This is a genomic window from Pantoea stewartii (assembly GCF_011044475.1).
Classification (GTDB): Bacteria; Pseudomonadota; Gammaproteobacteria; order Enterobacterales; family Enterobacteriaceae; genus Pantoea; species Pantoea stewartii.
This window is the reverse complement of the sequence record NZ_CP049115.1, coordinates 198,603-213,541: the sequence shown is the minus strand read 5'-3', so window position 1 is coordinate 213,541 and position 14,939 is coordinate 198,603. Positions and strand designations below refer to the sequence as shown.

The 14,939-nt window shown below is 54.8% G+C and carries 12 protein-coding genes; 9 read left to right on the top strand and 3 right to left on the bottom strand.

The features are described 5' to 3' along the window. Positions 1-116: 116 nt before the first annotated feature. Complete coding sequence (locus tag G5574_RS00975) at positions 117-341, bottom strand: hypothetical protein (RefSeq protein ID WP_110267569.1); 225 nt, start codon at positions 339-341, stop codon at positions 117-119. 589 nt (positions 342-930) lie between these two features. On the opposite strand from G5574_RS00975, the gene G5574_RS00970 reads away from it, so the two are divergent. Further along, the gene (locus G5574_RS00970; RefSeq protein WP_039341596.1) at positions 931-1,188 is read left to right on the top strand and encodes a biofilm development regulator YmgB/AriR family protein; all 258 of its coding nucleotides are present in this window, start codon (positions 931-933) and stop codon (positions 1,186-1,188) included. A 237-nt stretch (positions 1,189-1,425) separates the two neighbouring features. Then, entirely contained in the window at positions 1,426-2,283 is an 858-nt protein-coding gene (locus tag G5574_RS00965; RefSeq protein ID WP_039340546.1) for a manganese catalase family protein, read from the top strand. Between the two features lie 46 nt (positions 2,284-2,329). Here G5574_RS00965 and G5574_RS00960 read toward each other — a convergent pair whose 3' ends face one another. After that, positions 2,330-3,298 (bottom strand): apurinic/apyrimidinic endonuclease family protein, encoded by a 969-nt coding sequence (locus G5574_RS00960; RefSeq protein ID WP_110267570.1) that lies wholly within the window; start codon positions 3,296-3,298, stop codon positions 2,330-2,332. A gap of 326 nt (positions 3,299-3,624) precedes the next feature. On the opposite strand from G5574_RS00960, the gene G5574_RS00955 reads away from it, so the two are divergent. The 7 genes from G5574_RS00955 (at position 3,625) to budC (ending at position 14,394) form a co-directional block, all read left to right on the top strand. Beyond that, on the top strand, positions 3,625-3,801 hold the full coding sequence (locus G5574_RS00955; RefSeq protein WP_072021692.1) for a con-10 family general stress protein: 177 nt from the start codon (positions 3,625-3,627) through the stop codon (positions 3,799-3,801). A gap of 234 nt (positions 3,802-4,035) precedes the next feature. Next, complete coding sequence (locus G5574_RS00950; RefSeq protein ID WP_158281337.1) at positions 4,036-4,176, top strand: hypothetical protein; 141 nt, start codon at positions 4,036-4,038, stop codon at positions 4,174-4,176. Positions 4,177-4,313: 137 nt separating this feature from the next. Next, positions 4,314-6,578, top strand: coding sequence for a catalase HPII (katE, locus tag G5574_RS00945; RefSeq protein WP_039340551.1), 2,265 nt, complete (start codon positions 4,314-4,316; stop codon positions 6,576-6,578). A gap of 465 nt (positions 6,579-7,043) precedes the next feature. Further along, positions 7,044-8,831: a malto-oligosyltrehalose trehalohydrolase gene (gene treZ / locus G5574_RS00940; RefSeq protein ID WP_164481874.1), complete on the top strand. Its 1,788-nt coding sequence runs from the start codon at positions 7,044-7,046 to the stop codon at positions 8,829-8,831. Next, a complete protein-coding gene (gene treY, locus G5574_RS00935) occupies positions 8,828-11,359 on the top strand; it encodes a malto-oligosyltrehalose synthase (RefSeq protein ID WP_164481873.1) in 2,532 nt (843 codons plus the stop codon). The genes treZ and treY overlap by 4 nt, the downstream gene beginning before the upstream one ends. Before the next feature lie 59 nt (positions 11,360-11,418). After that, entirely contained in the window at positions 11,419-13,491 is a 2,073-nt protein-coding gene (gene glgX / locus G5574_RS00930; RefSeq protein WP_164481872.1) for a glycogen debranching protein GlgX, read from the top strand. Between the two features lie 138 nt (positions 13,492-13,629). Beyond that, positions 13,630-14,394, top strand: coding sequence for a meso-2,3-butanediol dehydrogenase (budC, locus tag G5574_RS00925; RefSeq protein ID WP_033741178.1), 765 nt, complete (start codon positions 13,630-13,632; stop codon positions 14,392-14,394). Between the two features lie 171 nt (positions 14,395-14,565). Here the strand turns inward: budC and G5574_RS00920 are convergent, their stop codons facing one another. Beyond that, positions 14,566-14,841 carry a hypothetical protein gene (locus G5574_RS00920; RefSeq protein ID WP_033741176.1) on the bottom strand — a complete coding sequence of 92 codons (276 nt, stop codon included), beginning with the start codon at positions 14,839-14,841 and terminating at the stop codon, positions 14,566-14,568. Between the last annotated feature and the right edge of the window lie 98 nt (positions 14,842-14,939).

Genomic DNA, 14,939 nt, shown 5'->3' with positions numbered 1-14,939 from the left:
GCTGGCGGACAGCTGACGCTCACGTTCCTTAATCCGCCCTGCGCCCGCCAGGTCGCCGTGCCTGACGGCTGGCACGTGAAGGCAATCAGCGTCGCGCATCCCGTCAGGCAGGGAGATTACACGGTGCTGTCGGCCTCCAGCGCATCCTGAATCGCATCCGCCAGATTGGCAATTTCGTTTGCCACGGCCTGCAAATCCCAGGCTGCTTTAGAGCCATTCGCTGACGTCGAGGCGCTGACTGACTCTTTTGCCACTGCCAGCGCCGCCGCAACGGCGACCGTACGTTTGTGTTGTTCCTGCGTCATGCCCGCGGGCGGCAGTGAAAAATAGTCGTTAACCATTATCATGTCCTTGTGATTCAAGAGGCGTAAACCTTAACGCCCTGCGCGTTCATAAGAAAGTAAATTATGACCACGGTTCCCGACAGATTCACACGGCGCTTCCAGGCAACGCGCCCGCCCCGGCCTGTTTGCAGAGTTCACCTGCCAGACGCGGTTCCCCGTCTGCGCTCAGGGGTTATTAGCCTGCTATGTCGACGTTGCCGCCAGGGAGGACGCTGCCGCACACAGCACGCGTGACAGTGATCCGTTCCCGCGTCGCCTGTACAACCCGGCCCGCTCAGAAAAGCCATCTTGTACAAGGTTGTACAACTTTCCAAAGAGGCGCCGCGCAGAGGGCACCCTCAATAATCCCTTAAAAATCAACAGCAAATGTTAATGCTTTTAGATTTTATGTTGCAATAAGCGCCGAAAAGTCATCCGACCACTTAAAATTTTATACAAAAAATTGTACAAACTTGGTTTTTTTGTATAACTTTACGGCGTGATGTTAAGTCACTTGTAACGAAAGGTGCTTTGCACCGCATCTGAAGGTGAGTGGATTTCCACCTTCAGATGCAAAATTTTTCTTTCTAACGATTTTGAGGCCATGATGCAAACGACAACGAATACTGAGTCTCAGATTTCAGACTATTTCATGAACGCGGGTGCCCATTTCACCAGCGAAAAAGATGTGATTGCCGAAACCTGGTCAGAGCTTGCTGCCTATAAGACTCACGTTTCTGAAAAAGACATCGTGCTGGGTTTGATCCACAAACTCGAATGTGAAACCGATGTGACCATGCAGGATATCTATCGTCAGGCCTTGGAGATTGTGCTTCAGCGTACGCCGGGCGATGTCCGTTTTTGATAAGTTGTGATGAAACGCTAATTAGCATGGATGCTTTGCCTTCCCTAAAAATTCGCCCCTGATTCAGGGGCTTTTTTTTTATTTTTTTTCAGCTTACCTCGCCTCTCCTTTCGCGGTAAATCAACAGGTTAAACGCAGCGGCGATGAAGAAAACCTACCTCGCTGCGCTTTATTTCTCTGGCATTCATGACCAGGCTTTTGGCTGTTGATCGATTCCTCACTAACCAGGAGATAACCATGTTTCATCACTCATCAAAGCTGCAGTACCCCGTGCGAGTAGAGAAACCCGATCCTGAATTCGCCATGTTACTCCAGCAAGCCATTGGTGGCGTGGAAGGCGAAATACGTGTGGCAATGCAGTACTTCTTCCAGGCCATGGGCGCACGCGGCGATGCGCGAATCAAAGATCTTCTTATCTCTACGGCAACTGAAGAACTGAGCCATATTGAGATGCTGGGCCATGCGGTGGCCCTCAACCTGGAGGGCGCGCCCCTTTCTTATCAGGAAGCCTCGGCAAAAGATCCCGTGGTGAATGCGATTCTCGGCGGAATGAATCCCCGTCATATCCTGTCATCAGGGCTGGCTGCCCTGCCGGTGAATGCGAACGGCATGCCTTTTGACATGAGCCATATTTACGCGTCCGGCAATGTGGCGGCCGATATGCTGGCAAACGTGACGGCTGAAGCCACAGGCCGGGTACTGGCGACGCGCCTGTACAATCTGACTGAGGATAAAGGCATGAAGGATTTCCTGTCTTTCCTGATTGCCCGCGACACGATGCACCAGCAGCAGTGGCTGGCGGTAATCGAAGATTTAGGCGGCCTGGATGCGTCGCTGCCCATCCCGGACAGTTTCCCACAGGAAGGGGAAGCGCAGGAACATGCTTACTACTGCCTGAATACCTCACTGGATAAACCGTTGCCGAAAGGCCGCTGGAGTGAAGGCCCTTCCTTCGACGGTCGCGGTGAGTTTAGCGCGAAAGAGCAGCCGGATATTTTAGGAGAAGAGCCGCTGCTGGGGAATGCCCGCCCCGGTTCCGGTGCTCAGCAGGCACAAATCGAAGGTGGCGTTCCGCCACTGAAAAAGGGATTGTGATGATCTGAAGGGCCACCGGCCCTTCTTTTTTTGCCCGCCGGTCCTGTCAGGCCACCAGCCTGTGACTTTTTGCCTGCGTGTAAAGCGTTTCTCTGGCCAGGTTCTTCATTTTCACTTCGCACATAATGTCGAAATCGCTATACGACAATGCCCAGTCATTGAGCGTCGCGTTGAAATAATAATCGGAGTGCGCCCGCAGTTTGGTTTTTGGCACCGCCAGTTGCTGCTGATCGGGGAACCCCTTCTCAGGGATAAGGCCCTCCTGCGAAATGGAATAGTGCAATACTGGCCGTACCCCACGCCAGGACTCTGTAATTTGGGCAATACGAACATCATCGGCCTGAATAAACTGATTCTCTTTCACCCAGTGATGATGAATGTCTAACACGACGGGACACAATGCACGGGCCTGAAGCACGTCGTCCAGCGAACAGGATATCTCATCATTTTCTACCGTCAGCATCAGGCGGGCTTCGGGACTGAGACGGTGAAAGGCCTGTTTAAACCCGTCAAAACCCCGTTTGCCATTCATATGGATGTTGATTTTAAAATCCTGAAAGGTTTTGCCGTAGCCCATCAGGCAGGCGCACAGGGCGTGGTATTCCACATCTTCCAGCGCGCGGGTTACTACATCGGGATTGTCTGACGCCAGCACGCTGTACTGTCCCGGATGGAATGACAGACGAATGTTATGCCGTCTGGCCAGTTCACCGCAGCGGGCAAAAAGCGGATACAGTTCCGGCAAAAAACGGGCAAACAGGGGTTTTGCTTCTGGCACGGTGTACAGCGGCAGTAAATCGCTACCAATGCGCATCATTCTTAACGCGTCAGGCTGTGTCGCTATCGCCTCCAGCGTTAAATACAGATTCTGCAAATTAGTTTGCGCGATCTCATAAAGCAGTGCGCCGCCCTGCGCCTTATCCAGGCTGAGAAAACGTGTCCGGGTGGTGGCGCGAAAGGGAAAGAACTGCTTGCCGTCCGCATTTAAGTACTTGCATGCAAAGCCTAATTTCATAGTCACTCCTGAAAGGTATTCAGAAAGTGTAACAGCTAATTTTTAACTCGCCATTTTGGGCAATTTTATCAATAGGTTAATGACCATCTTTCCAGGTAATGCTTCATTAAACCCATTCTGACAGTGGGTGAACGATAAGCGTCACTCATCCCGTCACAGCCGCTCACCCGTAACAGAATATTACTTACTGATTTTTCGGGAAATAATTTACGGAAGCCGCAAAAAGTCTGCGCGTGCAGAGTGGCATAATTTCCTGTAACAACTAAAATGACAGTGTGACTAGCTAGTCCTTTTTATCTTACGGAACACTGATATGAGGTCTGACTATGACACAACAGAAATACAGAGGTGGAGCCGGAAATTTTGCTAACGATCCTGATCGCGCCAGTGAAGCTGGCAGTGCAGGAGGCAAAGCCAGCGGAGGTAATTTCAGAAACGATCCTGAAAGAGCCAGGGAGGCCGGTCGGAAAGGCGGCAAAACCAGCCGACGCACGTCTAAGTAGTTCTGAGTAAGGCGCCTTGAGGAAGGACGACGCCATGGACTGGCACTTTTTCTCTGTCAGTTCCCCCTTTTATCCGCTCTGCACACTATCACCGGCTCTGCTTTGTCTTTTGTCTGACTCAATCACTTCGCCCTTTATCTTAATAAGCGCAGCGGTATAACGCTATGCGTAAAATACCGTATCGCCAGCAAAGTGCGTTAATCACGAGAGGTGACCTGTTTCAGAAAATACCGCATGAAAAATAAACGTGCGACGATTGCCCGGCCCTTCCCCGTCTTTACAGAAAACAATCAAACAAATGAAAAACAACGAAAAAATATCCAAAATTTGCTATTTAATTTCGCTAATAAATTATTTCCGCCTGTGCTTTGCTGAAAATAAAAAAACAGGCATCACACACCGTGCGATATTTAAGCGCACCGGTTAAACAGAATATTTTCAGGCGTAATCGGTGAGGTGTTCTATATTTACAGCCACCTCACGTCGTATAAAAAAAGCTGGAGCAATGTGTCATGTCGAATGAGAAATCTACTACGCCCCTGAATCACCGTGCCCCAACCACCGGCCCCGAATCCTCACAGCCCGGCCTGGGATCATTAGCCCCCAAAGACGGTTCACATCAGCCTCCTGCCGAACCCACACCACCGGGGAAACAACCAACGGCGCCCGGCAGCCTTAAAGCCCCTGAGACGCGTAATGCAAAGCTGGATCAGCTGGAGGTGAACCGCAAAGGCGGCACAGGCAGCGCGCTGACCACCAACCAGGGCACCCGTATTGCAGACGACCAGAACTCATTGCGCGCCGGATCACGCGGTCCGACGCTGCTTGAAGATTTTATTATGCGGGAGAAGATCACCCATTTTGATCATGAACGCATCCCTGAGCGCATCGTCCATGCGCGCGGCTCGGCCGCGCATGGTTACTTCCAGCCTTACTGCTCGCTGAAGGACGTGACCAAAGCCCATTTTCTGAGCGAGCCTGAGCAGATCACGCCGGTTTTTGTGCGCTTCTCAACCGTTCAGGGCGGTGCCGGTTCGGCGGATACCGTGCGTGATATTCGTGGCTTTGCCACCAAGTTCTATACCGAGGAAGGCGTTTTTGATTTAGTGGGCAACAATACGCCCGTCTTTTTTATTCAGGATGCGCATAAGTTCCCGGACTTTGTGCATGCGGTGAAACCCGAACCGCACAATGAGATCCCTCAGGGCCAGAGTGCGCACGACACATTCTGGGATTATGTCTCGCTGCAGCCCGAAACCCTGCACAACGTTATGTGGGCGATGTCCGACCGCGGTATCCCACGCAGCTACCGCACGATGGAAGGCTTCGGCATTCATACGTTCCGCCTGATCAACGACGAAGGTAAAGCCACGTTTGTGCGTTTCCACTGGAAACCGCTGGCCGGTAAAGCCTCATTGCTGTGGGACGAATCTCAGAAGCTGACAGGCCGCGATCCCGACTTCCACCGTCGCGATCTGTGGGAAGCGATTGAAGCGGGTGATTTCCCTGAGTTCGAGCTTGGCCTGCAGATGATTCCGGAAGAGGATGAGTTTAAGTTTGACTTTGATATTCTGGACGCCACCAAACTGATTCCTGAAGCGCTGGTGCCTGTGGTGCGCGTCGGCAAAATGGTGCTGAACCGCAACCCGGACAACTTCTTCGCCGAAACCGAGCAGGTCGCCTTCCATCCCGGTCACATCGTTCCCGGCCTGGATTTCACCAACGATCCCCTGCTTCAGGGCCGTCTGTTCTCCTACACCGATACGCAAATCAGCCGTCTTGGCGGGCCTAACTTCCATGAAATTCCGATTAACCGCCCGGTTTGCCCTTACCACAATTTTCAGCGTCAGGGCATGCACCGGATGGACATTGATACCAATCCGGCCAACTACGAGCCGAACTCGATCAATGACAACTGGCCACGGGAAACCCCACCGGCGGCAAAAGGTGGCGGCTTTGAAAGCTATCAGGAGCGCATTGAAGGACATAAAGTGCGCGAACGCAGCCCTTCATTCGGCGAATACTATTCACAGCCGCGACTGTTCTGGAACAGCCAGACTGCCATCGAACAGCAACATATTATTGGCGCGTATTCGTTTGAACTGAGTAAAGTGGCTCGCCCTTACATTCGTGAGCGCGTGCTCGATCATCTGCTGCGCATTGACGTCACGCTGGCGCAGGGCGTTGCCGCCAATCTGGGGATTGCGCTCAGCGACGACCAGTTGAATACCGCCGCGCCAAAAGAGGTTAACGGCCTGCAAAAGGATGACAGCCTGAGCCTGTACGCGATCCCGGATGGGGATATCAAAGGCCGCCAGGTGGCGCTGTTAGTCAGCGAGGGCGTCAACGCCGATGATGTGCTGCATATCCTGCAACACCTGAAAACGGCCGGCGTGCATACGAAACTGCTGGCGGCGCACATGGGCCAGGTCAGTGCCGACGATGGATCACAGTTACCCATCGATGCCACCTTTAACGGCCTGCCTTCCCTTACGTTCGACGCCGTGATCGTTCCCGATGGCAACATGGATGCGCTGCTGAAAAGCGGTGATGCGCGCTACTTCCTGCTGGAAGCGTACAAGCACCTGAAAGTCATTGGTCTGAGTGGGGAAGCGCGTCGCTTTAAAGCGCAGTTTGACCTGGATGAGAATCAGCAGGAAGACGGCATCGTGGAAGCCGACAATGCTGAAATCGCGCTGATGAATGATTTCACGGCGGCCATGGCCGAACACCGCGTCTGGTCACGTAGCCAAAAGGCGGAAACCATCCCGGCCTGATGGCGCGTCAGCCAGGCTCTCGGGTCTGGCTGACGTTATCGTGACAACGTCACATAAATTCACCTGTTTGACCGCGAAACCGCTGTTTACGGCGGTTTTTTTGTGCATAACGGCACAGGGTTTTATCTGATTTTCCATAAAATTCAGCGAAAACCAGGGCGGGCCCGATGGCGGTGCGTATCAGCCTCGCTGAGGAATAAATCGTGTACAAAGGCGGGCACGCGCAGTAAATGCGGCAACGTAGTCTATGATTAGGGCTTAAGCATGGTGTGAATCAGACGCTGCCTGGCGTCTGAAGCGGTATGACACATAACACTTTCTGAATAGTAACGCAGGCAGAGGTGATGAAGGCGTTCCCCTCTCCTGGGTGCCTGATCTCGTTAACAACATTTTCAACCCGTACCCTCGGCTGATCGATAGCGTGAGGGTGCTTATTGCGTACTTTCTGATTAAAGAGGCAACGGAATGGGATCGACAGCATTTTGTAAGAGTTGGGGGGCGGAGTTTCTGGCCGACGGGAGCGTGCGTTTCCGCGTTTGGGCGACCGGCCAGCAGCAGGTCACGCTGCGACTGGGCGGTCAGGATAGTGCCATGACACCCGCCGAAGACGGCTGGTTTGAACATCATGCCAGCGGCATTCAGGCGGGCGCAGCGTATAACTTTGTGCTGAACGATGGCACCGTTATCCCCGATCCCGCCTCACGCGCGCAGCAGGATGATGTCAGTGGACCGTCGCTGGTTATCGATCCGACACACTATCGCTGGCAGAACACCGACTGGCGTGGTCGTCCGTGGCAGGAAAGCGTGGTCTATGAAATGCATATCGGCACGTTTACGGAAGAAGGTACTTTCCGGGCCGCAATTAAAAAACTGCCTTATCTGGCTGAGACCGGCATCACCATGATTGAGGTGTTGCCGGTCTCGCAGTTTGGCGGCCAGCGGGGATGGGGCTACGATGGCGTGCTGCTTTACGCACCGCATGCCGCCTACGGTACGCCCGACGATTTCAAAGCGTTTATTGATGCCGCGCATGGCTATGGCATTGCAGTTGTACTCGACATCGTGCTTAACCACTTTGGTCCGGACGGAAATTATCTGCCGCTGCTGTCACCCGACTTCTTTCACAAAGATCGCATGACGCCGTGGGGCGCGGGTATTGCCTATGATATTGACGCCGTTCGCCGCTATATCGCGGAAGCGCCCCTTTTCTGGCTGCAGGAGTATTGTCTGGATGGCCTGCGTTTTGATGCCATCGATCAGATTGAGGATATCGCTGACAAGCACGTGCTGACGGAGATTGCTGAGCGGATCCGGGTGGACATTCCTGACCGCCAGATTCACCTCACCACCGAAGATTGCCGTAACGTCATTTTCCTGCACCCCAGGACGGAAGACGGCGGCGTGCCGCTGTTTACGGCGGAGTGGAATGACGACTTCCATAATGCCGTGCATGTCTTCGCCACCGGTGAAACGCACGCTTACTACAAAGACTTTGCCGATCAGCCTGAAAAACGCGTGGCGCGCGCGCTGGCCGAGGGCTTTGTCTATCAGGGTGAGGTGTCCGTTCAGTCCGGTGAGAAACGCGGTGTAGACAGCACGGGACAACCGCCTGTGGCCTTTGTTGATTTTATTCAGAACCACGACCAGGTGGGCAACCGTGCGCAGGGCGAAAGGCTGATTTCGCTGGCCGGCGCTGAACGCACACAGGTGCTACTGGCGACATTACTGTTATCACCGCATATCCCGCTGCTGTTTATGGGGGAAGAGTATGGCGAAACCCACCCTTTCCTGTTCTTTACCGATTTTCATGGTGATCTGGCTAAAGCCGTGCGTGAAGGCCGGGCAAAAGAGTTTGAAGGCCATGCCGGTCATGAGGGCGAAAGCGTGCCCGATCCAAACGACGAAGCGACGTTTGTGCGTTCAAAGCTGGACTGGCGCAAGCTGGAAAGTGAGGAAGGCCAACGCTGGCTGACGCTGACCCGGTCACTGCTGGCAATCCGACAGCAGTCCATTGTCCCGCTGCTGGCCACCGCAGGCGGTCACAGCGGTCAGGTGCTGGCGACCGCCAAGGGCTTTGTTGCCGTGAGCTGGACCTTTCCTGCGGGGACACTGTCCATGGCGCTGAACATAGGTGAGCAGGCCCAGCCGCTGCCTGAAATGCCCGGTGAAACCCTCTTTGTCTGGCCGAAAGCGGCCGATCGGTTGCCCCAACATTCCATCGTAGTTCGTCTGGCTGCGGGAGACAGCAAATGAGTATTCCAACCGCTACCTACCGTATTCAGTTTCGTAACGGCATGACGTTTGATCGTGCTGCGGCGCTGGTGCCCTATCTGAAAGACCTGGGCATCAGCCATCTTTATGCCTCGCCCATTTTTACCGCTACAAAGGGATCCACCCACGGCTACGATGTCACCGACGTCAACGCGATCGATCCGGCCATTGGCGGTCGTGCGGGCTTTGATCGTCTGGTCAGCGCCCTGAAAGCCGCCGGACTGGGATTGATTATTGATATCGTACCCAACCACATGGCGGCCTCGCTGGAAAATGGCTGGTGGCGCGACGTCCTTGAGCATGGTCAGGACAGCCGCTATGCACGTTACTTTGATATTGACTGGTCACGGCGCTTAACGCTGCCGTTCCTGGGTGACGATATCGATACCGTGCTGGAAAATGGCGAGATCAGCGTGAAGCGCGATCCCGATACAGGCAATCCCGCGCTGGCCTATTTCGAAAGCTATTATCCGCTGACCCCGGCAAGCTGGGCAGGCCGAGAAGCGGCGGTGCTCCAGCTCAGCGGCAAAGGCGACCTGGCGGCACTGCATGAGCAGCAGCCCTGGCGGCTGATGTCGTGGCGCGATGCTGCACACGACCTCTCCTATCGTCGCTTTTTCGAGGTCACCGGTTTAGTGGGCGTGCGGGTGGAAGATCCGGCGGTGTTCGAAGATGCGCACCGGCTTATTCTGAGCCTCGTACACAGCGGTGCGGTTGACGGGCTGCGCATTGACCACGTTGACGGGCTGGCCGATCCCAAAGGCTATCTGGAGCAGCTCCGCCAGGCCGCCGGGCCAGATTGTTATCTCACCGTTGAGAAAATCCTGGGCGCCGGAGAACACCTTCCGGCCGACTGGCCCATCTCAGGCACCACGGGCTATGAATTTATCAGCGCGTTGTCTCATGTGCTGGTGGATAATAAAACGCTTGGATCACTGCGTCAGGCCTGGGAAGACGTCAGCGGCGCTGACGTGCAGATGGAAGAGGAACTGCGTAAAGCGAAATGCCTGATGGCAGACCGTAACTTTGCCGGCGAGTTTTCACGTCTGCTGCAGCTGGCCACGGCTATTGCCGAAGATGAACACGTCGCCGTGCGCCCGGACGATCTGCGCAACGCGCTGCGTGAGCTGCTGGTGGCGTTTCCGGTTTATCGTACCTATGGCAATACGCAGGGCCTGACCGCCGATGACCAGCAACGGTTGCAGGCGGTCGCCGCAGACGTCAAGGCATCAGCCCATGCACCGGACAGCCACGCGCTGGATTTCCTGCTGCGCATTATGCAGGGTGATGTGGCGCATGCGGTGACCGGGCAGGCAAACAGCTTCCGTACACGTTTCCAGCAACTGACCGGCCCGCTGATGGCGAAATCCATCGAAGACACGCTGTTTTATCGTCAAAACATGGCGCTGGCGTTGAATGAAGTGGGCGCAGAACCGCTGCAGGCGCAGTTTTCACCGGCGCAGTTTCATGAGGAAATGCAGGACCGCCTTGCGCGCCAGCCCGATGCTCTTTCCGCCAGTTCAACCCATGATACCAAGCGTGGCGAAGATGCCCGTGCCCGTCTCTATACCCTGACAGAAGCACCGCAGCAGTGGGCAGCCTGTGTCGCGCGCTGGCGTGAGCTGAATCGCCCGGCGGTCCGCTCGCTTGCGGAAGGTCCGGCACCCGAAGCCACCGTGGAATGGCTACTCTTTCAGGCACTGGCGGGCGTCTGGCCGCCGACGTTGCAACCGGATGATCGGGCCGGACTGGCCGCCCTGGCCGAGCGCTTTGCCGGCTACGTTGAAAAAGCCCTGCGTGAAGCCAAGCTGCGTACCGACTGGACGGAAAACAATACGGATTACGAACAGGCGGTACTGGATTACGCTCATCATCTGCTCTCCCCTGATAATCAGGCTTTTCTGCAGGATTTTGTCGCCGCATTACAGCCGTTTATTCAGGCCGGGCTGATAAACAGTCTGAGCCAGCGAATTATCAAACTTACCGCACCCGGCGTGCCGGATATTTATCAGGGAAGTGAAGCGCTGGACTTCAGCCTGGTCGATCCGGACAACCGGCGTGAGCCCGATTACGCGGCGCTGGACAAGATGCTGCATGCTGGCATCACCGCGCTGCCCGATACGCCTGAGGGCTGGCTCAGTGGTCATGTGAACCAGTATGCCACGCAGGCATTGCTGAACGCCCGGCAGTCGCACCCCGCGCTGTTTGCCCGGGGCGCGTACCTGCCGCTGACGGCACAGGGCGCCCATGAGGACGCGCTGCTGGCGTTTGCCCGCACGCAGGGTGACGAGGCGATTATCGTGATTACGCCGCGATTGATTTTTAACACGCTACAGAGGCTGACGTCCCCGCCTGCCGGACGCTGGGATGACACCGCGATCCCGCTGCCTGAGGCGCTGGCGCATCGACGCTACCGCGATCTGCTGAGCGGCGAGGAAATCACCCTGACCGACCATATTGCGCTGGACAGGTTAAATAACTTTTGGGCACTGGCACTGTTAGCTTGCTAGAAACAGGCTGGTACAAGGACTAAAACGCCGTTACTGGGTTCGTTAATTGAGAGGGACAGATGTCAAATCATCGTTTTGAAATTACGTCGGGATCGGCCCATCAGCTTGGGGCAAATTATGATGGGCAAGGCGTCAACTTTGCGCTGTTTTCTGCGCATGCAGAACGCGTAGAGCTGTGTCTTTATGATCCCAGCGGCAAGCAGGAGATCGCCCGTCTGGAGCTGCCAGAGTTTACGCATGAGATCTGGCACGGTTACGTGCCGGGTTTACAGCCAGGTGCGCTTTATGGCTACCGGGTGTATGGCCCTTACGACCCGGAAAACGGTCACCGCTTCAACCCTAACAAATTACTCGTCGATCCGTATGCGCGCGAACTGGCCGGAGATATCGCCTGGAATGAGGCGCACTTCGCATATGATTTGTATCACGACGATAAAGATTTGACGTTTGACGATCGCGACAGTGCGCCTTTTACGCCGAAATGTCGCGTCATCGATCCGAACGAATTTGACTGGCAGGATCAGAACCGACCGCAGATTCCCTGGTCAGAAACCATCGTTTATGAAACCCATGTGAAAGGCTTCACCCAACTGAACATGGCGTTACCTCCGGAGATGCGCGGCACCTACGATGGCATGAGCCATCAGTCGACGGTGGGCTATATCAAAAGTCTGGGCATTACGTCAGTAGAGTTGCTGCCGGTGCACTGGTTTCCCGACGATCAACACCTGCTGGATAAAGGGCTGAAAAACTTCTGGGGCTATAACTCACTGAACTTTTTTGCCCCGGCCACACGTTATTTCGGCTCGCGTGGGATTCAGGGATTCCGCGATATGGTGCGCGCCTTCCATGATGCCGGTATCGAAGTGATTCTGGACGTGGTTTATAACCACACGGCCGAGGGCAATGAGCTCGGTCCAACCCTGTCGTTTAAAGGCATCGATAACTTCTCCTACTACCGTACATTACCGGACCAGCATCGTTACTACATTAACGACACCGGAACCGGTAACACGGTCAACACCTCGCATCCACGTGTGTTGCAGATGGTCACGGACTCCTTGCGCTACTGGGCAGAATCCATGCATATCGACGGCTTCCGCTTCGATCTGGGTACAATTCTGGGACGTGAACCGGAAGGCTTCGATCCACGCGGCGGCTTCTTCGACGCCATTACTCAGGATCCGCTGCTTTCCCGATTAAAACTGATCGGGGAACCGTGGGACATTGGTCCGGGTGGTTATCAGGTTGGTGGTTTCCCGCCGGGCTGGGCGGAATGGAACGATCAGTATCGCGATACGGTGCGTGATTACTGGAAAGGCAATAATGTCTCTACCGACTTTGCGGCGCGGTTGCTTGGCTCCGGCGATCTGTATGACCAGCGCGGTCGCCGCCCCTGGGCCAGCGTCAATTTTATCACGGCGCATGATGGCTTCACGCTGAACGACCTGGTGTCGTACAACGAGAAACATAATGCCGACAATGGTGAAGACAATAACGACGGGCATAACGATAACCGTTCGTACAATTATGGCGTTGAGGGGCCGACGGATGACGAAGGCATCAATGCCGTCCGTGAGCGTCAGAAGCGTAACTTCCTGGCCACCCTGTTTTTCTCGCACGGTACGCCCATGCTGCTGGCAGGCGATGAGTTTGGCCGTAGCCAGATGGGCAACAATAACGGCTATTGTCAGGACAGTGAAATTTCCTGGGTTCACTGGGACAATCTGCCCCCTTCCGCCGAAGCGTTACGCGAGTTTACCCGTCACATTATCGCCTTACGTAAAACCCAGCCGTTATTGCGGCGCGAAAGCTGGCGCGATGGCATGGAAATTAAATGGTTCAATGCGGGCGGCGGTCTGCAACAGGCTGAACAGTGGGATGAAGGCTCAACCCTTGGCGTTTATATCGGTCGGCCCGACCTGCAGAATCAGGAAGGAATCTGGTATGACGTGCTGATGTTAATTAATCCTTTCGAGGGTAATGTGCCCTTCCGTATTCCGCAGTTCGGTGACGGCGGCTGGGTGCTGGAGCTGACCACCAGCGATGTGGATAAACGCGGTCTGGTGATTACCAAGGAAAAGGACTTCGAACTGGAAGGCCGCAGTATGGCGCTGTTCAGAAGGCCGTAGGCCGGCGTTAGCGCAACGCGTACCGCGATTGCTCAGGTTAAACTCTGCGCATCCGGACGCGCTGCGCTTGACCTGAGCCTGGTGGCTGCCAGGCTTAAACGCGTATCAACAGAAAAGCAACGCCATTAAGGAGGCAACATGTCCAGATTTACAGGAAAAATCGTTGTAGTGACAGGCGCCGGATCAGGAATTGGCGCAGCGAGTGCAAAACGCTTTGCGGAGGAAGGCGCGTCTGTTGTGCTGGTGGGACGTACCCGGGATAAACTGGAAAAGGTCGCGGCACAACTGTCGGGTCAGGACCATATGGTTGCCGATTGTGATGTCGCTGAAGCCGACCAGGTTCAGGCCCTGGCAAGCCGCGTTGAAGAAAAATATGGCCGCGTTGATGTGCTGGTGAATAACGCCGGGATCATCGTGCAGGGCCGCATTCACGAGATTGAACTCGCTGACTGGAAAAAGCTGATGAGCGTTGATCTCGACGGCGTCTTCCACTGCGTGCACTATTTTATGCCTGCCCTGCTGAAAACCCGGGGCAACGTCGTGAACATTTCGTCAGTATCAGGCCTGGGCGGCGACTGGGGCATGAGTGTGTATAACGCGGCGAAAGGCGCAATCACCAATTTTACCCGCTCACTGGCGATGGACTACGGCACCGATGGCGTGCGGGTCAACGCCATTTGTCCTGGCTTTACGTTTACCGACCTGACCGAAGGCGTTAAGAACGATCAGGCACTGCTTGAACGCTTCTACGACCGTATTCCGCTGCGTCGCGCCGGGGAGCCGGAAGATATCGCTGATGCGATTGCGTTTATTGCCAGCGACGACGCCCGCTACATTACCGGGGCGAATCTGCCTGTCGATGGCGGCCTGACCGCCTCAAACGGTCAGCCTAAACAGGCTTAACCGACTTAAGCAGCTGTTCGCAGCTGCTTTTTTATTGACTGCACGACAGCGCCGCTGCCCGTTATTTCACGGGTTCAGCAACCGCCATTTCAACTTCTGGCATTCACGTCGGGCTGACCGGCGCCCTCCGCCTTCTGACATCATAGTCCCTGCTTTATCACGCAGCCTTATTCAGGATGATTTTGGCGTATGTCGTGTCGGCAGCGGACGGCCACGGGAAGTGAGACGGTTGCCGGCTGTGGGACAGACATAGTGGCTCAGACAGACCGTACACAGAATCGCTTCGGGATGATGGATTTTTGCCACTGTCAGCGCCTGCTGACGGCTATACAGTGAACCAATAAATTCCCGGCCACGGCTGTTATAAAGATGAACACAGCCTTCTTTATGAATGATCCATCCGCTTCTGTTGTATGGACACACATAATAGTAGCTTGATTTAAGCATGGTACTGCCCCCGGTGGTTGCTGTATCAATCAGGTGAGAAAAAGCAAAATATGATTTTATTTAATAATGTAGCGTCATTAACACTAGCTGAGAATTAT

Coding starts and splice junctions, on each gene's coding strand:
- G5574_RS00975 (WP_110267569.1), bottom strand. CDS start 341: ATGGTTAACGACTATTTTTCACTGCCGCCCGCGGGCATGACGCAGGAA.
- G5574_RS00970 (WP_039341596.1), top strand. CDS start 931: ATGCAAACGACAACGAATACTGAGTCTCAGATTTCAGACTATTTCATG.
- G5574_RS00965 (WP_039340546.1), top strand. CDS start 1,426: ATGTTTCATCACTCATCAAAGCTGCAGTACCCCGTGCGAGTAGAGAAA.
- G5574_RS00960 (WP_110267570.1), bottom strand. CDS start 3,298: ATGAAATTAGGCTTTGCATGCAAGTACTTAAATGCGGACGGCAAGCAG.
- G5574_RS00955 (WP_072021692.1), top strand. CDS start 3,625: ATGACACAACAGAAATACAGAGGTGGAGCCGGAAATTTTGCTAACGAT.
- G5574_RS00950 (WP_158281337.1), top strand. CDS start 4,036: ATGAAAAATAAACGTGCGACGATTGCCCGGCCCTTCCCCGTCTTTACA.
- katE (WP_039340551.1), top strand. CDS start 4,314: ATGTCGAATGAGAAATCTACTACGCCCCTGAATCACCGTGCCCCAACC.
- treZ (WP_164481874.1), top strand. CDS start 7,044: ATGGGATCGACAGCATTTTGTAAGAGTTGGGGGGCGGAGTTTCTGGCC.
- treY (WP_164481873.1), top strand. CDS start 8,828: ATGAGTATTCCAACCGCTACCTACCGTATTCAGTTTCGTAACGGCATG.
- glgX (WP_164481872.1), top strand. CDS start 11,419: ATGTCAAATCATCGTTTTGAAATTACGTCGGGATCGGCCCATCAGCTT.
- budC (WP_033741178.1), top strand. CDS start 13,630: ATGTCCAGATTTACAGGAAAAATCGTTGTAGTGACAGGCGCCGGATCA.
- G5574_RS00920 (WP_033741176.1), bottom strand. CDS start 14,841: ATGCTTAAATCAAGCTACTATTATGTGTGTCCATACAACAGAAGCGGA.